Annotated in this window: 17 protein-coding genes; 4 read left to right on the top strand and 13 right to left on the bottom strand. The window is 67.5% G+C overall.

The features are described 5' to 3' along the window. From ASF65_RS06575 to ASF65_RS06560, 4 genes are all read right to left on the bottom strand, one after another. Positions 1-975 (bottom strand): ABC transporter permease, encoded by a 975-nt coding sequence (locus ASF65_RS06575; RefSeq protein WP_055886886.1) that lies wholly within the window; start codon positions 973-975, stop codon positions 1-3. Continuing rightward, the gene (locus tag ASF65_RS06570; protein WP_055886884.1) at positions 972-1,916 is read right to left on the bottom strand and encodes an ABC transporter permease; all 945 of its coding nucleotides are present in this window, start codon (positions 1,914-1,916) and stop codon (positions 972-974) included. Before ASF65_RS06570 ends, ASF65_RS06575 begins: the two co-directional genes overlap by 4 nt. Further along, positions 1,913-3,418, bottom strand: a complete 1,506-nt coding sequence (locus ASF65_RS06565) for a sugar ABC transporter ATP-binding protein (protein ID WP_244486577.1) — start codon at positions 3,416-3,418, stop codon at positions 1,913-1,915. The genes ASF65_RS06570 and ASF65_RS06565 overlap by 4 nt, the downstream gene beginning before the upstream one ends. Before the next feature lie 70 nt (positions 3,419-3,488). Beyond that, a complete protein-coding gene (locus tag ASF65_RS06560; protein ID WP_156369193.1) occupies positions 3,489-4,502 on the bottom strand; it encodes an ABC transporter substrate-binding protein in 1,014 nt (337 codons plus the stop codon). A 230-nt stretch (positions 4,503-4,732) separates the two neighbouring features. On the opposite strand from ASF65_RS06560, the gene ASF65_RS06555 reads away from it, so the two are divergent. From ASF65_RS06555 to ASF65_RS06545, 3 genes are all read left to right on the top strand, one after another. Next, positions 4,733-6,001: an ATP-binding protein gene (locus tag ASF65_RS06555; protein WP_055886881.1), complete on the top strand. Its 1,269-nt coding sequence runs from the start codon at positions 4,733-4,735 to the stop codon at positions 5,999-6,001. Then, positions 5,998-6,738 carry a response regulator transcription factor gene (locus ASF65_RS06550; RefSeq protein WP_156369192.1) on the top strand — a complete coding sequence of 247 codons (741 nt, stop codon included), beginning with the start codon at positions 5,998-6,000 and terminating at the stop codon, positions 6,736-6,738. Before ASF65_RS06555 ends, ASF65_RS06550 begins: the two co-directional genes overlap by 4 nt. 71 nt (positions 6,739-6,809) lie before the next feature. Continuing rightward, positions 6,810-8,270 carry an FAD-binding oxidoreductase gene (locus tag ASF65_RS06545; RefSeq protein WP_055886878.1) on the top strand — a complete coding sequence of 487 codons (1,461 nt, stop codon included), beginning with the start codon at positions 6,810-6,812 and terminating at the stop codon, positions 8,268-8,270. Between the two features lie 153 nt (positions 8,271-8,423). On the opposite strand, the gene glpK is transcribed toward ASF65_RS06545, so the two are convergent. The 9 genes from glpK to ASF65_RS06500 all read right to left on the bottom strand — a co-directional run bounded on the left by glpK (position 8,424) and on the right by ASF65_RS06500 (position 18,592). Then, a complete protein-coding gene (glpK, locus tag ASF65_RS06540; RefSeq protein WP_055886875.1) occupies positions 8,424-9,923 on the bottom strand; it encodes a glycerol kinase GlpK in 1,500 nt (499 codons plus the stop codon). Between the two features lie 80 nt (positions 9,924-10,003). Next, positions 10,004-11,743, bottom strand: a complete 1,740-nt coding sequence (locus ASF65_RS06535; protein ID WP_055886872.1) for an ABC transporter substrate-binding protein — start codon at positions 11,741-11,743, stop codon at positions 10,004-10,006. A 91-nt stretch (positions 11,744-11,834) separates the two neighbouring features. Then, a complete protein-coding gene (locus ASF65_RS06530) occupies positions 11,835-12,119 on the bottom strand; it encodes a DUF2160 domain-containing protein (protein WP_055886869.1) in 285 nt (94 codons plus the stop codon). A 75-nt stretch (positions 12,120-12,194) separates the two neighbouring features. Further along, the gene (locus tag ASF65_RS06525; protein ID WP_055886979.1) at positions 12,195-13,007 is read right to left on the bottom strand and encodes a carbohydrate ABC transporter permease; all 813 of its coding nucleotides are present in this window, start codon (positions 13,005-13,007) and stop codon (positions 12,195-12,197) included. An 86-nt stretch (positions 13,008-13,093) separates the two neighbouring features. Continuing rightward, a complete protein-coding gene (locus tag ASF65_RS06520) occupies positions 13,094-13,981 on the bottom strand; it encodes a sugar ABC transporter permease (RefSeq protein ID WP_055886867.1) in 888 nt (295 codons plus the stop codon). 3 nt (positions 13,982-13,984) lie between these two features. Then, a complete protein-coding gene (locus tag ASF65_RS06515; RefSeq protein ID WP_055886863.1) occupies positions 13,985-15,064 on the bottom strand; it encodes an ABC transporter ATP-binding protein in 1,080 nt (359 codons plus the stop codon). Positions 15,065-15,075: 11 nt separating this feature from the next. Continuing rightward, entirely contained in the window at positions 15,076-16,146 is a 1,071-nt protein-coding gene (locus tag ASF65_RS06510; RefSeq protein WP_055886860.1) for an ABC transporter ATP-binding protein, read from the bottom strand. Between the two features lie 66 nt (positions 16,147-16,212). After that, positions 16,213-17,727, bottom strand: a complete 1,515-nt coding sequence (glpD, locus tag ASF65_RS06505) for a glycerol-3-phosphate dehydrogenase (protein ID WP_055886857.1) — start codon at positions 17,725-17,727, stop codon at positions 16,213-16,215. A gap of 88 nt (positions 17,728-17,815) precedes the next feature. Continuing rightward, the gene (locus ASF65_RS06500) at positions 17,816-18,592 is read right to left on the bottom strand and encodes a DeoR/GlpR family DNA-binding transcription regulator (RefSeq protein ID WP_055886855.1); all 777 of its coding nucleotides are present in this window, start codon (positions 18,590-18,592) and stop codon (positions 17,816-17,818) included. Between the two features lie 221 nt (positions 18,593-18,813). On the opposite strand from ASF65_RS06500, the gene ASF65_RS06495 reads away from it, so the two are divergent. Continuing rightward, a complete protein-coding gene (locus tag ASF65_RS06495; protein WP_055886852.1) occupies positions 18,814-18,996 on the top strand; it encodes a hypothetical protein in 183 nt (60 codons plus the stop codon). Positions 18,997-19,029 lie beyond the last annotated feature (33 nt).

The raw sequence follows: 19,029 nt of genomic DNA, 5'->3' as shown, positions 1-19,029 counted from the left end.
TCAGTTGCGCCCGGTCTTCGGACCGCCGGCGATCGTAATGATGGCGATGATGATCAGGCCGGTGAGCAGCAGCCGCAGCCCTGCGCCGACGCCGAACGTGTTGAGCATCGTGACGAGGAGGTAGAGGAAGATCGACGCGCCCCAGAGGCCCGGCACGTTCGACTGGCCCCCCGAGACCGACGATCCGCCCACCACCACCACGGCGATCGAGGCGAGGAGATACTCCTCGCCCATGTTGAGCGACGAGCCGCCGGAGAAGCCGGCGAGGACCGCGCCGCAGAGGCCCGCAAGGACGGCCGATAGGACGTAGGTCACCCAGCGCAGTCGCTCGACGGGAATGCCCGCCAGCGAGGCGGCGCGTGCGTTCTGCCCGATCGCGGCGATCGACCGGCCGTAGACGGTGCGATGGAGGACGACGCCCATCAGGATGCAGAGCGCGAGCGTCGCGATCGCGAGATAGGGGATGCCGAGGATGCGGCCGGTGGTGAAGTCGCCGAAGGCTTCCGGTGGGCGCACGCGCAGGCCCCGGCCGTAGGCGATGGCGACCGACTGGATCAGGAAGCTCGCCGAAAGGGTCGCGATGATCGGCGGGATCTGAAGGAGACGGATCAGCGCGAAGTTGAAGCAGCCGACCGCGACGCCGACCCCGAGCGCGGTGAGGAGCCCCGGCAGGATCATCGCGTCGCTGCCGCCCATGACCGTCATCGAGACGGCGCCCGCGAGCGCGATCGTCGAGGGGATCGAAAGATCGACATTGCCCGGCCCTGTCGTGATGACGAACATCTGGCCGAGGCCGACGATCACGTACATCGTCGCGAAGGTGAGGGCGGTGGAGAGGATCTGCCCGGCGCCCGTGCCGCCGGTGAAAGCGATGGTCGCGAGGAACACCGCGCCCGCGCCGAGGAACGAGAAGATCCAGGGGCGGCTCGCACCGGCCCGGCGGGTTGCCGGGGAGGGAGTGGTCGCGCTCTTCATGCCGCCTGCCTTTCCACGCGGTTGACGAGGGCGCGCAGCGCCAGCACCACGATCAGGATCGCCCCCTGTGCCCCGATCTGCCAGTCCGGCGAGATGCGCAGGAACGACAGGAGCGAGCCCGCGAGCGTCAGCGTTAGGGCGCCGAGCACCGCGCCGATCGGCGAGATGCGCCCACCGGTGAACTCGCCGCCGCCCAGGATCACGCCCGCGATCGACAGGAGCGTGTAGCGAAGGGCGATGTTGGCATCGGCCGACGTGGTGAGCCCGACGAGGGCAAGCCCGGAGAGGACACCGAAGAACCCGCAGAGCGCATACATCGTCATCTTGGCGCGCAGGAGCGACCAGCCGGCGCGCTGGACCGCCTGCGGATTGCCGCCGGCGCCGCGCAGCACCACGCCGAAGGACGAACGCATCAAGAGGAAATGCCCCGCGACGGCGAGCAGCGCGCTCGCGATGATGGCGAGCGGCACGAGCGGCGTCTTCAGCTTCACGAGGCCGGAGAGCCAGGCCGGGGCGGTGCCGCCGGGGCTCGGCAGGAGCAGCACGGCGGCGCCGAGCCAGACGAAGCTCATGCCGAGCGTCACGACGATCGACGGCAGGTTGCGCAGGTGGATCAGCGCGCCGAGCAGCGCGTAGACTCCGATGCAGCCGACGAGCGCGAGAATGCCGTAGAGCGGCGCGTCGTTCATCAGCGTCGCGCCGATGCAGGCGACGAAGGATACGAAGCCGCCGATCGACAGGTCGAGATCGTTGACCGCGATGACGCAGAGCTGCGCCATCGTCGCGAGCGCGATCGGCAGCGCGAGGTTGAGCATCAACGACAGGCCGAGATAGCTCATCGCGCGCGGCTGGATGACGAAGATCGCGACGAGAAGGAGCGCCAGAGAGATCGGCGGAAGCAGATCGCGAAGGGTCCGGGCGAGGGCGGCCGAACGCGTCATGCCGCGCTCTCCTCGAAGGAGGATTGCAGGACGCGCGCCTCCGACAGTTCGCTGCGGGCCATGTCGGCGACGATGCGTCCCGACCGGAAGACATAGACATGGTCGCAGGCGCGCAACTCGCCGAACTCCGTCGTGTACCAGAGGAAGGTGCGGCCCTTGGCGGCCTCCGCGCGGATCAGCGCGTAGACCTCCTGCTTGGTGCCGATGTCGACCCCGCGCATCGGGTCGTCCATCAGCACGATCTCGGCGTCGGAGGCGAGCGCGCGTGCGAACAGCGCCTTCTGCTGGTTGCCGCCCGACAAGGTGAGGATGCCGTTGGCCATGTCGGGGGTGCGGATCGCGATGCGCGCCTTCCACTCCTCCTCCATGGTCCGCTCAGCCCGGGCGTCGATGAGCCCGAAGCGGCTCATGGCTTTCAGCGACCGAACCGTGACGTTGCCGCCGATCGACCAGAGGGGGAACACACCGTCGGTCTGCCGGTCGCCGGCCACGAAGGCGGTCCGGCCTTTCAGTTCGGCAAAGCGCGAGTGTCCGGTGGACGCGTTCTGGAGGAGGACGAGGAGGGCGGTCTGTCCGTGGCCGGCGAGGCCACCGAGCCCGATGATCTCGCCGCGGCGCGCCTCGACGCGGCGACCGTTGCCCTGGCGCGGCGGCGCGGCGGCCGCGACGATCGGCGCCGCCGAGCGCGCGGCGGCGGTCACCTCGGCGGTCTCTTCCGATCCGTGCGCGACATGGCCCATCGCCTCCACCAGCGAATGGCGGGTGAAATCGCGGGCGGGTCGGTCGGCGACCACCTTGCCGTCGCTCATGACGGTGATGCGGTCGCAGGTCTGGAGGATTTCCCCGAGGATATGCGAAATGAGAACGACGCTGCCGCCGCCTTCCACGAAGCGCCGGACATGCGCGAGCAGCTGGCTCGCCACCTGGGCATCGAGGGAGGACGTCGGCTCGTCGAGAATGACGAGCGAGAGCGGCGTCTCGCCGGCTGCGAAGACCGTCGCGATCTCCACCATCTGCCGCTGGCCGAGAGCGAGGTCCGAGACGAGGTCGCCCGGCCGGATGCCATGTCCCGGAAAGATCGTATCGAGCTGTCCGGTGATGAGCCGCGCGGCGCGCTTGCGCCAGCCGAAGCCCTTGAGGAAGGGGTGCCGGACGCGCGCGTTCTCGGTCACCGTCAGGTTCGGGCAGAGCGACAGTTCCTGAAAGACGCAGCGCACCCCGAGCTTGCCCGCGCGCTCGACGGAATAGCGGCCCGTCTCGTCCGATCCCGAGACCGACAGCGCCCCCGCATCGGGCCGCACGTTGCCGGCCAGCACCTGCATCAGCGTCGACTTGCCGGCGCCGTTGTGGCCGGCGAGGCCGACGCATTCGCCCGGTGCGATCGCGAAGTCGACGCCGCCGAGCGCGCGCACGGCGCCGTAAGCCTTCGCGACGCCGCGAAGGTCCACCAACGGGCGTGCGGATGCGTGGGCGGGCGCAGGGCCGCCGTCGGATGGCATCATGGAGCAGCTCTCGAAATCGGGTCGCGGAAGCGGGCGGCGAAGGGCGAGGCGCGTCCTCCGCCGCTTCGCGTCACTTCGCCTCGGCGATCACCTTCTTGGCGTCGTCCTGGCTGTACTCGACATTGGCGACGCCGCCTTCCGGCGTCGTCTTCAGCGACTCCTCGAGCCCGGCCTGATCGATCGACAGGAAGGGCACCACGAGATCCTTCGGGACGTCCTGCCCGTCGAGGATCTGCTGCGCGACCCAGAAGGCCAGCGTCGAGACGCCCGGCGCGATCGAGACCGACATGGTCTCGTAGCCGTCCTTGTCCTTCTGCTGCTTCCACCAGGCGAGCTCATCCTGGCGGTTGCCCATGATGATGGTGGGCGTCGGACGCCCGGCGGCGGTGAAGGCTTCCGCCGCGCCGAACCCGTCGCCGCCCTGCGTCACCACGCCGACGACCTGCGGGATGCTCGGCAGGACGCCCGCGACCGACTTCTGGGCCACGGTCTGCGTCCAGTCGCCCTGGACCTCGGAGACGATCTTGAATTTGGGGTTGGCCGCGACGCCCGCCGCGATGCCCTCGTGAATCTCGGTATCGACCGAGGTGCCGGCGAGGCCGCGGATCTCGAGCAGGTTGCCGCCCTCGGGATAGCGCTTGGCGAGGTAGTCGAGCTGGCCCGAGCCCATCTTCTTGAAGTCGACCGCGACGCGCCAGGCGCAGGGCTCGGTGACGATGCCGTCGAACGACACGACGATAATCCCCGCGTCGCAGGCCTCCTTGACCGCACCGTTCAGAGCGGTCGGCGATGCGGCGTTGATGACGATGGCGCTGTAGCCCTGCAGGATCATGTTCTGGATCTGCGCGGCCTGCTCGGTCGCCTGGTTCTCGGCGGTCGTGAAGGCGTCGGCCGACTTGACGACGCCGTCCGCGACGGCCTCGTCGGTAACCGTCTTCCAGCTCTGCAGCATCGCCTGGCGCCAGGAGTTGCCGGCATAGTTGTTCGACAGGGCGATGGTCTTGTCCGCGGTGTCGGCGAAGGCCGAGCCGGCGGCGAAAAGGCATGCGGCGGCCGTGCCGGCCATCAGAAGATGCTTCAGCATCAGTTGTCCTCCCATGGGCCGCATCGGCCCTCCCATCCGGCCCGGCGCGAGACGCGCGAGGCTTGGCCGCTCCCGACGGCCGAAGCGCAGTGTGGAACGCCGCGAAGGCCGATGTCCAACCCGATTTGCGCAATGCTTTTGCGGGTTCCCGCAAACGTCGTGCATCGCTTCCACCCTCGACCGCGCGTTGCGGGCTGGCGGCGCGCCCGCAAACATGATGCGATCGGGCCATGACCCTTGCCCGCAACGTCCTGCCCGCCGAAGCGCCCGTCCGAGCCGTGCCGGGTTCGGAGGCCGTGTTCGGCCACCTTCTTCGCATCTCGCGCGCGATGGCAGGGCATCTCGACTTCCAGGCGGCGATCCAGGCGGTTTCGGCCGAACTCGGCGACGTCCTCCCGCACGACCATCTCGACATCTGCCTCCTCGGTTCGGAGGGTACGATCCACGCGGCCTACGAGGCCGGCCTCCACACGGACTGGAGCCTGAACCCGCATCCCGTTCCCGTCTCCGGAAGCCCGATCCGCAGCATCCTTCAGGGCGAGACCCACCTGATGCGGACGGGGGACGCGACGCTCGACCCGCGCTTTCGCTTCGAGGGCGCCTTCAATCACCCGATCTTCGACCAGAACCTGCGTTCGCGCATCCACACCGCGCTTCTCGTGCGCGGCGAGGTGATCGGCGCCTTTTCCTGTTCCAAGCACGACACCGACTTCTACGGCGAGGGCGATGCGGCCTTGGCGCGGCATGTTGCGGACCTCCTGGCCCCCTACTTCTATGCCCTGCGCGCCAGCCAGGAGACGCGCCGCCTCGCCATCGAGGAGGCGGAGGGGCGGGCCCGCGAGGAGGGCCTGCGCGAGGGGGCGCTGCGCCTGACCGAGGAACTGGAGCGTGAGCGCCAGCGCATCGGCATGGATCTCCATGACCAGACGCTGGCGGACCTGACGCGCATCGTCCGACGTCTGGAGGCGCTGCGCGAAGGGCCGGTGGATCCCGACAGCCTGTCGCCGGCGATCGTCGGATTGCATCGCTGCGTCGACGAGTTGCGGCGGATCATCGACGACGCCCGCCCGAACGTCCTCGAGCTTTTCGGTTTCGCCGAGGGCGTCGAGGACTTTCTCGGGCGGGCTCTCGGCGACAGCGGGATCGAGTGGCAATTGGCGGATACGAGCGGTGGCCTTGTCGATACGCTCGATCCGGCGCTCCGTGTCGCCCTGTTCCGTATCGTGCAGGAGGCGGTCAACAACGCCGCGCGCCACGCCGACCCGTCGCGAATCGAGGTCCGTGTGGGAACCTCCGGCGACGCGGCCCTGCAGATCGAGGTGCGCGACGACGGGGTGGGCTTCGCGCCCATGCCGCAGCGGCGCCGCGTCGGCGGCATCCGCAACATGCAGACGCGCGCACGACTGATCTCGGCGAGCTTCTTCCTCGACGGACTGCCGGGCGGCCGGGGGACGCTGATGTCGCTCGTTCTGCCGATCGAGCGGAGGGCCGTCCGTTGAGCGCCGATGACATTCTTCTCGTCGAGGACGACGCCGTGCATCGCGCCTTCCTGCGCGACGTGATCCGTTCGGTCCTGCCGGGGCGCAGCCTGATCGAGGCGGCGGACGGGGAGGAGGGCGAGAAGCTCGCCCGGCGGCACGAGGCCCGCGCGATCGTGGTGGATCTCCAGATGCCCCGCCGCACCGGCGTCGAGATGGCCCGCTCCCTGTGGCGCGACCGGCCCGACACCAGCATCATTTTCTGGTCGAACTACGCGGACGAGGCCTATGTGCGCGGTGTCTCGCGCATCGTGCCGGCGGGCGCGGCCTACGGATACATCCTGAAGTCAGCGTCGGAGGAGCGGCTCGGACTGGCTTTGAAAGGTGTCTTCGTCGAAGGCCAGTGCGTGATCGACCGCGAGATCCGCGGCGTGCAGCAGAAGGCCGCCAATCGCTCGGAGGGGTTGTCCGACGTCGAGTATGAGGTGCTGGTCGATCTCGCCCTCGGCCTGACGGACCGGATGATCGCCGAGCGGCGCGGCATCTCGCTGCGCAGCGTGCAGAACCGGCTGCAGCAGGTGTATGAGAAGGTCGGCGCCTATGACGGCGCAGGCGGTGCCGATCTTTTCAACCTGCGCACGCGCTGCGTCAGCCTCGCTCTGATGCGCAGGCTCCTGAACCGCGCCGGGCTCGACCAGGCCGAGGCCGAATTGCAGGCATGGCTGGAGAGGACGGGCGCGAGGCCCCCCGCCGCCTGAGGCGCAACCTGCGAGGCTTGTATCGAACGCCCGGCGGGTGCATTCCCGGCGAAACCGGGAGGGTCAAGACCATGGACACCAAGCTCACCGACGCCACCGACATCGCCGCGACCTTGCTCGACCGCTTCGGGCCGCGCTCGGTCCTGACCGATCCCGCCGACACGCTGCGCTACCGACGCGACTGGCACGGCGACGTGGAGGGGAGCGCGGTCGCCGTGCTGCGGCCGGGCGACACCGCCGAGGCCTCCGCCATGGTGCGTTTCTGTGCCGAGCATGGGCTGGCGGTGGTCCCGCAGGGGGGCAACACGGGGCTGGTGCTCGGAGCGCTGCCGACAAGCGCGCGGGGCCATGTCGTCGTATCCATGGAGCGCATGAACCGCATCCGCGGCATCGACGCGGCGGACTTCTCGGCCGTCGTCGAGGCGGGCTGCGTTCTCGCCGCGATCAAGGAGGCGGGGGAGGCGGAGGACCTGTTCTTTCCGCTGTCGCTCGGCGCGGAGGGCAGCTGCCAGATCGGCGGCAACATCTCGACCAATGCCGGCGGCATCAATGTCCTGCGTTACGGCATGACGCGCGAGATGATCCTCGGCCTCGAGGTGGTTCTGGCCGACGGCACGGTGTGGAACGGCTTGTCGACGCTGCGCAAGAACAACTCCGGCCTCGATCTGAAGCAGCTCTTCATCGGCGCCGAAGGCACGCTCGGCCTCGTCACCGCGGCTGCGATCCGGCTGGTGCCGAAGCCCTCGCGCGTCGAAACCGCTTTCCTGGCGCTGGCCGACCGCAACGACGTGATGGCGCTCTACGCGCTGGCGCGGCGCGAATGCTGCGATCTCCTGTCGGCCTTCGAACTGGTGCCGCCCGAGGGCATGATGCTCGCGAAGGAGGCCGATCCGACCCTAGCCCTGCCGACCATCGCCGCCGCGCCCGCCTATGCGCTGATCGATGTGTCGGCGACCGGGTCGCTTGATCTGAAGCCCTTGGTGGAACGCTTCTTCGAGCTTGCGATGGAGCGCGGCTACGTCACCGACGGGGTCCTTGCGGCGTCCGAGGCGCAGGCCGCCGACCTCTGGCAGATCCGTGACGGGATGAACGAGGGGCAGGCGAAGCGCGGCGTCCACCTGCGCACAGACCTGTCCGTGCCGCCGTCGAAGGTCGCCGCCTTTATCGAGGAGGGCATGCAGGAAATGGCCCTTCGCTTGCCGGACTGCCTGCCCGTCGCCTACGGCCATGTCGGCGACGGAAACATCCACTTCAACGTCCTGCCGCCGGCCGGCATCCCGCGCGAAGAGCGCGACGCCAAGCTCGCGCTCGCCAAGAAGGTGTTGAACGCGATCGTCGACCGCTATCACGGCGGCATCAGTGCCGAGCACGGGATCGGGCGGCTGAAGCGGGACGACTTCGCCGCACGTCGATCGCCGGTGCAGCAGGAGATCCTGGCGGGGATCAAGGCGTTGCTCGATCCGCGCGACCTCTTCAATCCCGGCTGTCAGATCGCCTCGCCGCGCGACGGGACGGACGTGACGGTCTTCTGAGAAGCGGCTTCCAACGATCGCCGGGTCGGCCCGGCGGTGCTTTTCCTCGACGGCTTCACTGCCGATCTCGATCGGTGCCGCCGGCATCGACTGCGCTCGTTACGTCGCCGTCGGACGAACAGCGTTTCGACGATGGCGATTGCCGATCGGCCTCTAACCGGCCACCGTTTCCGTCAGTGTGCGGCGCACGGCCTGCGACCAGCCTTTCAGCTTGGCGCCGCGCTCCACCGCCCCCATCGCCGGCTCGAAGCGGCGCTCCAGGCGCCATCGGGCGGAGAAGCCGTCCATGTCGGGCCAGGCGCCGCAGTGACGCCCCGCCAGCCAGGCGGCGCCGAGCGCCGTGGTCTCGAGGACGGTCGGCCGGTCCACCGGCGCATCGAGAATGTCGGCAAGCCGCTGCATCGTCCAGTCGCTCGCGACCATGCCGCCGTCGACGCGCAGCACGGTATCGGACGCGCCCTTCCAGTCGCGGCGCATGGCCGACAGGAGGTCGGCTGTCTGGAAGCAGACGGCTTCCAGGGCGGCGCGGGCGATCTCGTTCGGCCCCGTGTTGCGCGTCAGCCCGTAGATCGCGCCGCGCGCCTCGGCGTCCCACCAAGGCGCGCCGAGGCCGGTGAAGGCGGGCACGAGATAGACGTCCTGCCCCTCGTCGGCGCGCGTTGCCATCGGACCGGTGTCGGACGCCTTCTCCACGATCTTCAGACCGTCGCGCAGCCATTGGACGGCAGCGCCAGCGATGAAGATCGATCCTTCCAGCGCATAGGTCGTCTGCCCGTCGAGGCGGTATGCAATCGTCGAGAGAAGCCGGTTCGCGGAGCGAACGCGCTCCGTGCCGGTGTTGAGGACCGCAAAGCATCCGGTGCCGTAGGTCGACTTCATCATGCCCGGCCGGAAGCAGGCGTTGCCGAGCGTCGCGGCATGCTGGTCGCCGGCGATCCCGCAGATGCGGATGCCCTCGCCGAAGAGCGAGGCTTCGGTCGTGCCAAAATCGGCGGCGCAGTCGCGCACTTCGGGGAGGATCGCGCGCGGCACGTTGAGGAGGCGCAGCAGTTCGTCGTCCCACTCGTTGCGGGCCGTATCGAACAGCATCGTGCGCGAGGCGTTGGTGGCGTCAGTCGCGTGGACGCGCCCGCCCGTCAGGCGCCAGAGAAGGAACGTGTCGACGGTGCCAAAGGCGAGCTTGCCGGCCTCGGCCTTGGCACGTGCGCCCGATACGTTGTCGAGCATCCAGGCGATCTTGGTGCCGGCGAAGTAGGGGTCGATCACGAGGCCGGTTCGCTCGGAGATCGTCTCCTCCGCGCCGTCCTCCATGAGTGTCCGGCAGATGTCGGCGGTGCGCCGGTCCTGCCAGACGATGGCGTTGTGGATGGGCTGGCCGCTGTCGCGATCCCAGATCAGGGTCGTCTCGCGCTGGTTGGTGATGCCGATGCCGGCGATGTCGCGTGGCGAGAGCGAGGCGTCGGCGAGCGCCGTCTTCACCGTCTCGACGACGGAGCGCCAGATCGCTTCCGGGTCGTGCTCGACCCAGCCGGAGCGCGGCAGGATCTGCTCGAACTCCTGCTGTCCGACGCCCACCACGCGGAAGCTGTCGTCGAAGACGATGGCGCGGGACGACGTCGTGCCCTGGTCGATCGCCAGCACGTATCCGGTCATGAAGCGAAGCCCTTCGGTTTGAAACGGGTGCGGGAGGGCCGGTCGTCCGGCCCTCCCGCTCGTCTGTCAGGTCGGGTGGATCACTTGGCCGGAGCCGCGTCCGCCCAGCTCTTCACCAGTTCGTCGTAGTTGACGGTGATCGGCTTTTCCTTCTCGTCCTCCTTCTTGAGTTGAGGAGCGATGGTGCCGTTCTTCTTCGCCTCAGCGTTCCAGTAGGCGAGGTCGTGCTCTTCGTTGAGCTTCGGTCCCTTGTCGCCCTGGATGCCGGCGCGCTCGAGGCGTGCCATCACCTTCTCCTGCTCGGCGCAGAGCGAGTCCATGGCTTCCTGCGGCGTCTTGTTGCCGGCCGCGGCATCACCGATCGCCTGCCACCAGAGCTGCGCGAGCTTCGGGTAGTCGGGAACGTTGGTGCCGGTGGGCGACCACTGCTTGCGGGCCGGCGAGCGGTAGAACTCGACGAGGCCGCCGAGGTCCTTGGCGCGGTCGGTGAAGCTCTGGTGCCGGATCGTCGATTCACGCACGAAGGTGAGGCCCATGTGGCTCTTCTTCACGTCCACCGTCTTGGAGGTGACGAACTGGGCGTAAAGCCAGGCGGCCTTGGCGCGCTCGGTCGGGGTGGACTGCATCAGCGTCCAGGAGCCGACGTCCTGATAGCCGAGCTTCATGCCGTCGACCCAGTAGACGCCGTGCGGGGAGGGGGCCATGCGCCACTTCGGCGTGCCGTCGTCGTTGACCACCGGCAGGCCCTTCTTGACGGCATCGGCCGTGAAGGCCGTGTACCAGAAGATCTGCTGCGCGATCTCGCCCTGGGCCGGCACCGGGCCGGACTCGGAGAAGGTCATGCCCTGCGCCTGCGGCGGCGCGTAGGCCTTGAGCCACTCGAGGTACTTCTCGATCGAATAGACGGCGGCCGGGCCGTTGGTGTCGCCGCCGCGCGCGACGCACGAGCCGACCGGCTGCGACTTGTCGTTGACGCGGATGCCCCATTCGTCGACCGGCAGGCCGTTCGGCAGGCCCTTGTCGCCGTTGCCGGCCATCGACAGCCAGGCGTCGGTGAAGCGCCAGCCGAGCGAGGGGTCCTTCTTGCCATAGTCCATATGGCCGTAGACCTTCTTGCCGTCGATCTCGCGCCCGGTGAAGAACTTGGCGATGTCCTCGTAGGCCGACCAGTTGACCGGCACGCCGAGGTCGTAGCCGTACTCCTTCTTGAAGTCGGCCTTGTTCTTCTCGTCGTTGAACCAGTCGTATCGGAACCAGTAGAGGTTGGCGAACTGCTGGTCGGGCAGCTGGTAGAGCTTCTTGTCGGGTGCCGTCGTGAAGCTGGTGCCGATGAAGTCGGCGATGTCGAGGGTCGGGGACGTCACGTCCTTGCCGTCGCCCGCCATCCAGTCGGTGAGATTGCGCACCTGGTTGTAACGCCAGTGCGTGCCGATCAGGTCGCTATCGTTGACGTAGGCGTCGTAGATGTTCTCGCCCGACTGCATCTGCGTCTGCAGCTTCTCGATCACGTCGCCTTCGCCGATGATGTCGTGCGTCAGCTTGATGCCGGTGATGTCGGAGAAGGCCTTGGCGAGGACCTTCGACTCGTAGTCATGGGTGGTGATGTTCTCGGAGACGACCTTGATCTCCATGCCGGCGAAGGGCTTCGCGGCATCGATGAACCACTGCATCTCCTTTTCCTGGTCGGCACGCGTCAGGCTGGACTGATCCTTGATCTCGGCGTCCAGGAACGATTTGGCCGCATTCATGTCGGCAAAGGCCGGCCCGGCGGCGAGCGCGATGGCGATGCCGGCCGCGCTCATCATCCAATGTTTCTTCATGTCGGTCTCCTCCCAAGAGCCATGCAGTCTGCGGCCGGTCCGACGAGCCCTCCCGCGCGACCGGCCGCGCGCGACGGGGTTTTCTGCCGCCTCAGATGAAGCGGAACACAAGCCCCGCGAAGACGAGGCAGACACCGAGCGCCCACCAGAGTTGGGCGTCGGGAAAGAAGAACAGCGAGCCGAGGCAGATGAACGCCGAGCCGAGCAGCGAGACGAACAGGCGGTCGCCGCGCGTGGTCTCGAAGCGGAGCACCCCGACCCGCGGCGAGCCGCCGGGCGACGCCACCTCCCACACGCCCATCATCGCGATGAGCGCGAAGATGCAGAGGAAGAAGGCGGCGGTCGGCCAGGTCCAGGCCATCCATGAGAAGTCCATTCGTCCCTCCTCAGACGCGGCCCAGGGCGAAGCCCTTGGCGATGGTGTTGCGGATGAACAGGCCGGAACGGTCCATCACACTCTCCCGAGGGCAAAGCCCTTGGCGATGTAGTTTCGCACGAACCAGATCACGATCGCGCCCGGAATGATGGTCAGCGCGCCGGCGGCCGCCAGAACGCCCCAGTCCATGCCGGACGCCGAGACCGTGCGCGTCATGATCGCGGAGATCGGCTTGGCGTCGGTGACCGTCAGCGTGCGGGCAATCAGGAGTTCGACCCAGGAGAACATGAAGCAGAAGAAAGCCGCGACACCGATGCCGCTCGCGATCAGCGGCATGAAGATCTTGAAGAAGAAGCGCGGGAACGAGTAGCCGTCGATATAGGCCGTCTCGTCGATCTCCTTCGGCACGCCGGACATGAAGCCTTCCAGGATCCACACCGCCAGCGGCACGTTGAACAGGCAGTGCGCGAGCGCCACCGCGATGTGCGTGTCGATCAGGCCGAAGGCCGAATAAAGCTGGAAGAAGGGCAGGGCGAACACGGCCGGCGGCGCCATGCGGTTGGTCAGCAGCCAGAAGAACAGGTGCTTGTCGCCGAGGAACCGGTAGCGCGAGAAGGCGTAGGCTGCCGGCAGCGCCACCGAGACCGAAATCACCATGTTCATCACGACATAGATGATCGAGTTGATGTAGCCGTTGTACCATGACGGGTCGGTGAAGATCGTCCGGTAGTTAGCGAGCGTCGGATCCTGCGGCCAGAGCGTGAAGGTCGAGACGATCTCCTGGTTCGTCTTGAAGCTCATGTTGACGAGCCAGTAGATCGGCAGAAGCAGGAACAGGATGTAGATCGCCGGGATCAGCGCCTTCGGCCGGAACCGGCCGGACGCCATGCGCGAGCGGGCCTTCAGCGCCTGTTCGGAATGCAGCGCTGGCGGAATGGCCCCGTGCGACTCGGTGGCGGGAACGGTGGTGGCGCTCATGCCTGGTCTCCCGCGCTCGGCCGATCGGTGCCCGCGTTGGTCATCACGGTATAGAAGACCCACGAGAGGAGCAGCACGATCAGGAAGTAGATCAGGCTCATGGCTGCCGCCGGTCCGAGATCGAACTGCCCGACCGCGGTCTTCACGAGGTCGATCGACAGGAAGGTCGTCGAGTTGCCGGGACCGCCGCCCGTCACCACGAAGGGTTCGGTGTAGATCATGAAGCTATCCATGAAGCGCAGCAGCACGGCGATCAGCAGCACGCGGCCCATCTTGGGCAGCTGGATGTAGCGGAACACCGCCCAGCGCGAGGCGCCGTCGATCTTGGCCGCCTGATAGTAGGCGTCGGGGATCGAGACGAGGCCGGCATAGCAGAGGAGCACGACGAGGCTCGTCCAGTGCCAGACGTCCATGACGATGAGCGTCGCCCAGGCGTCGAACGAGTTCTGCACGTAGTTGTACGGGATGCCGAGGCTGGCCAGCGTGTGGCCGAGAAGGCCGATGTCGGTGCGGCCGAAGACCTGCCAGATCGTGCCGACGACGTTCCAGGGAATGAGGAGCGGCAGGGCCATGAGCACGAGGCAGACCGGCACCCAGATGCCCTTCTTGGGCATGGCGAGCGCCACGAGGATGCCGAGCGGCACCTCGATCGCGAGGATGATGCCGGAGAAGATCAGGTTTCGCACCAGCGCGTCGTGGAAGCGCGAGGACTGGAGGACGTCGGTGAACCATTCGGTTCCCGCCCAGAAGAACTCGTTGTTTCCGAAGCTATCCTGCACCGAGTAGTTGACGACGGTCATCAGCGGGATCACCGCCGAGAAGGCCACCAGCAGGAGCACCGGCAGCACCATGAACCAGGCCTTGTTGTTCCAGGTCTTTTCCATGGTTCAGCCCCTTTCCGCCACGAGCCAGCTGTCGGCATAGAGGTTGACCGCGCCGGGCTCGAAGCGCACGGCGGCGTCCGCCGGAACCTCGGCGCCCTCGGGCAGTATCGCGGCAAGCTTGTCGCCGCCGAGGCGCGCGCGCACGATGCGCTCGGAGCCGATGTCCTCGATCTTGTCGATGCGGACGGGCAGCGAGCCCTCGCTTCCCTGCGGCACGAGGCGCACGAATTCGGGGCGCACGCCGAGCTCGATCTTGCGGGCGGCGCCGGGCGCCATCGAGCGCGTCTCGACCGATCCGCCCTCGAGGATCGCGCGGCCGTTCTCGATGCGGCAGGGCAGGACGTTCATGCCCGGCGAGCCGATGAAGTAGCCGACGAACGTGTGGCGCGGCCGCTCGAAGAGCTCCTTCGGCGTGCCGATCTGCACGACCTGACCCTCGTACATGACGACGACCTTCTCGGCGAAGGTCAGCGCCTCTGTCTGATCGTGCGTGACGTAGACCATCGTCGCGCGGAACTCGCGATGAAGCTCCTTCAGGAGCGAGCGCAGGACCCACTTCATCTGCGGGTCGATGACGGTCAGCGGCTCGTCGAAGAGGATGGCGTTGACGTCGTTGCGCACGAGGCCGCGACCGAGCGAGATCTTCTGCTTCTCGTCGGCCGTGAGGCCGCGCGCCTTGCGGTTGGCCTTCGGCGTGAGGGCTAGGCGGTCCAGCATCGTGGCGACACGCCGCGAGATCTCGGCTTCCGGCACCTTTCGGTTGCGCAGCGGGAAGGCGAGGTTCTCCGCCACGGTCATCGTGTCGTAGATGACCGGAAACTGGAAGACCTGCGCGATGTTGCGGGCCTCGGGCGCAAGGTCGGTCACATCGCGCTCGCCGAACCGCAGCCGCCCTTCGGATGGGATGAGCAGACCGGAAATGATGTTGAGGAGCGTGGTCTTGCCGCAGCCAGAAGGACCGAGCAGGGCGTAGGCGCCGCCGTCCTCGAACACGTGGTCGACCTCGCGCAAGGCGTAGGTCCCGGCGCGCGCGAGCTCGGGCGTGTAGGCGTGGCGGATGTGGTCGAGCTGGATCTTGGCCATCGGTTCCTCCCTCAGGCCGCGCGCGCGAGGGCCGGGGCAACCGCCCGCCCGTCCGCTCCGAAGACACGCATGTCGGCGGGCGAGAAATGCAGGGTGATCGGATCGCCGCGCTCGGCCGAGCGGACGCCCGGCAGGACGGCCACGATGCGCTCGCCGCCGAGGTCGGCGTGCAGATAGGTCTGCGAGCCCGTGACCTCGGTCACCACGACGCGGGCCTCGAAGCTCGCTGCACCCGGCGCGGCCCCGCCGGCGCGCAGATGGTGCGCACGGACGCCTGCGAGATAGTCGCCGTCGGCGAGGCCCGGCGCCGGGATGGAGAACCCGTGCGGCGACGTGAGCTGGCCACCGCGCGCGCTCATCGGCAGCACGTTCAGCGGGGGATCGGAGAAGATGCGCGCGGTCTCGAGGTCCGCCGGGCGACGGTAGACGTCGGGGGTCGGGCCGAACTGGGTGACGCGTCCCTTCGAGAGCGTCGCGGTGTTGCCGCCGAGAAGCAGCGCCTCGGTCGGCTCCGTCGTCGCATAGACGAAGATCGCGCCGCCCTCCGCGAAGATGCGCGGCAGTTCCTCGCGCAGTTCCTCGCGCAGCTTGTAGTCGAGATTGGCGAGCGGCTCGTCGAGAAGCACGAGGTCGGCCTTCTTGACGAGGGCACGCGCCAGCGCGGTGCGCTGCTGCTGGCCGCCCGACAGATTGAGCACCGTGCGGTCGAGATAGGGCTCGAGCTTCATCAGCTTGGCCGCGCCCGTCACCTCGGCGCGGATTTCGGCCTCGGGCCGCCCCTTCACGCGCAGCGGCGAGGCGATGTTCTCGAACACCGTCATCGCGGGGTAGTTGATGAACTGCTGGTAGACCATCGCGACGTTGCGCTTGGCCACGGGCACGCCCGTCACGTCGCGCCCGTCCATGAAGATGCGCCCGCTCGTCGGCCGGTCGAGCCCGGCCATCAGGCGCATGAGGCTGGTCTTGCCCGACAGGGTCGGGCCTAGAAGGACATTGAGCGAGCCGCGCTGCAGCGTCAGGCTCACGTCCTCGATATGGGTCTCGGCGCCGACGCGCTTGCCGACCTGTTCCAAAAGCAGCACCCGTTTCCTCCCGTGCAGCCTTGATTTCACTGTCGCGATCACACCCGTCCTCCGGTGCGACCCGCGTTACTCAGCGGCGAGCCCCGGACTTCGCTCTCGCGCGACGAGGGCTCGAAGGCATTCCTCCAGCGGCCCCGTCTCGTCCGGCGCGAAGCGCAGGCCGAGCTTGGAGCGACGCCACAGGACGTCTTCGACGCTTCGGGCCCATTCGTTGCGAACGAGCCACGCGACTTCGCGCTCGGACAGGCCGTGCCCGAGGTCGCGACCCCAGTCGGCTCCGCCGTCCTTCGCCATCGCCAGGGCGTCCGTGCCATAAGCCCGGACGAGGCGCTCGCGGGTCGATTTCGAAAGGCTCGGCGCGAGCGACGCAAGCTCGGCCTCGAGCAAGCCGAGACCGTCCACCGGAAAATTGCCGCCGGGCAGGGGTGCCTCACCTGTCCAGGCGCCGCGCTTGGCTCCGAGCGCCTTCTCGATGGAGACGAGAACGTCTTCGGCGAGCCGGCGGTAGGTCGTGATCTTGCCGCCGAAGATGTTGAGGAGCGGCGCGCCGGCCGCCGTGTCCACCTTCAGGACATAGTCGCGCGTTGCTTCCTGCGCCTTCGAGGCGTGGTCGTCGAACAGCGGGCGCACGCCCGAGAAGGTCCAGACGATGTCCTCGCGAAGCAGGGGCTTCTCGAAATATTCGCTGGCGGCATCGAGGAGATAGGTCGTCTCCTCCTCGCTGATCGCCGCCTTCGCCGGATCGCCGGTGTAGTCGCGGTCGGTCGTGCCGACCAGCGTGAAGGCGCGCTCGTAGGGGATCGCGAAGATGATGCGGCCGTCGGCGTTCTGGAAGATGTAGGCCCGGTCATGGTCGAAGAGCTTGCGCATGACGATGTGCGAGCCCTGGACGAGGCGGATGTTGTGCGCGTCGTTCCGTCCCATCGCCGATCGGATCACCTGATCGACCCAGGGGCCGGCCGCGTTGACGAGGAAGCGGGCAGCGACGGTCTCGACCGCGCCGGTCTCGGCGTCCTCGAGCGTGATCGTCCAGCCGTCGGCCTCGCGCCGTGCGCCGGTGACGCGGGTTCGCACCCGGATCGAGGCGCCGTGGCGCTGCGCGTCGCGGGCGTTGAGCACCACCAGCCGCGTGTCGTCGACGCGTGCGTCGGAATATTCGAAACCCTTGGCGAACTCGCGCTTCAGCGGCGCGCCTAGCGGGCCACTGAGGTCCACCGTGCGCGTCGCGGCCAGCTTCTTCCGGCCGCCGAGATGATCGTAGAGGAAAAGGCCGAGGCGCAGCAGCCAGGATGGGCGCAGGCCCGCATGATGCGGCAGCACGAAGCGGAGCGGTTCGATGATATGGGGCGCGATGCCCCAGAGAACCTCGCGCTCCATCAACGCTTCGCGCACGAGGCGGAACTCGTAGTGCTCGAGATAGCGCAGCCCGCCGTGGATCAGCTTGGTGGACCAGGAAGACGTGCCGCTCCCCAGATCCTTGGCTTCCGCCAGACCCACCGAGTATCCGCGACCGGCCGCGTCGCGGGCGATGCCGCAACCGTTGATCCCGCCGCCGATGATGAAAACGTCGAACCGCTGCATGGCCTCACCGCTTTCGCAGTGCAGCAAAAACCGCGCAAATGCGAAAGTAACGTGATTACAAACGAAAATAAACGAAAGTCAAGCTGCGTCAGGTGTCGTCCGCCGCAACCGCCGTTTCGATCAGCCGAACCCCGGCTTGATGGCAGATGTCGCGCACCTCTTCCGAACCGCAGCGGTCCGTGACGAAGCTTTGCACCTGCGAGATATGACCGATTCGAACGGGTGCGCTGCGCTCGAACTTCGACGAGTCGGAGACGAGGATGACATGGCGGGCATTGGCCATGATCGCCTGCGCGACCCGGACCTCGCGGTAGTCGAAATCGAGAAGCGCGCCGTCGGAATCGATGGCCGAAACACCGACGATGGCGAAGTCGACCTTAAACTGGCGGATGAAATCGACTGCAGCCTCGCCGACGATGCCGCCGTCGGTGCGCCGGATCACGCCGCCGACCACGATCACCTCGATCTGCGGGCTCGCGCGCATCACGTTGGCCACATTGAGATTGTTGGTGATGACGAGGAGGCCGGCGTGATGCAGCAGCGCCTGCGCGGCCGCTTCCGTCGTGGTGCCGATGTTGATGAACAGCGAGGAGCGGTCGGGCACGAGATCGGCGGCGGCGCGGCCGATCTCCAGCTTCTCGGCGGCGGCGATGGCGCGGCGCGCGTCGTAGCCGACGTTCTCGGCGCCCGAGCCGAGTACGGCGCCGCCGTGGATGCGCGACAGGAGACGCTGCTCGCAGAGCTCGTTGAGATCCTTGCGGATCGTCTGGACGCTGACATCGAACCGCCCGGCCAGCGCGTCGACGAGAACCTTGCCCTCACGCTTGGCCGTTTCGACGATTCGGGCCTGGCGCTCGGACAACATGGGCAACCTCGATCGAAAACAGGCAAAAAGCGAAACCGAAATGCTACGAAACGAAACATACTGTCAGTTGCAGGCGAAAGGAAACGGGACCATCCTTTTTGCCGGAAACCATTGTCGGGAAAAATCGGCCTCGTCCTTTTGACGGGAGCTCCCGCTGCCCTATAGAGCGGCCCCGTCGCATGGTTGACCAAATGTTGTGATCCAGAAGACGGGAGGGACTGATGGATATCGTGAAGGAAAATCGAATGATGAAGGCAGCGAATTTCGCCCTGACGCGTGACGACATCGTGCGCATGGAAGGCGAGGATGCAGCCCGCAGCAGTCGGACGCGTCGGGACAACCCCTACCGCCCCGGCAGCGCCGACTGGCGCGCCTGGTGCAACGGTTTCGAGGCCGTTCGCTGACCAGCGAGCGCGCCTGATCTTGGAAGATCGACC

Origin of the sequence: Aureimonas sp. Leaf324, from assembly GCF_001423245.1 — a bacterium.
Lineage (GTDB): Bacteria > Pseudomonadota > Alphaproteobacteria > Rhizobiales > Rhizobiaceae > Aureimonas.
Note: the sequence above shows the minus strand (reverse complement) of the source record. Positions and strands in the feature narration are given on the sequence as shown.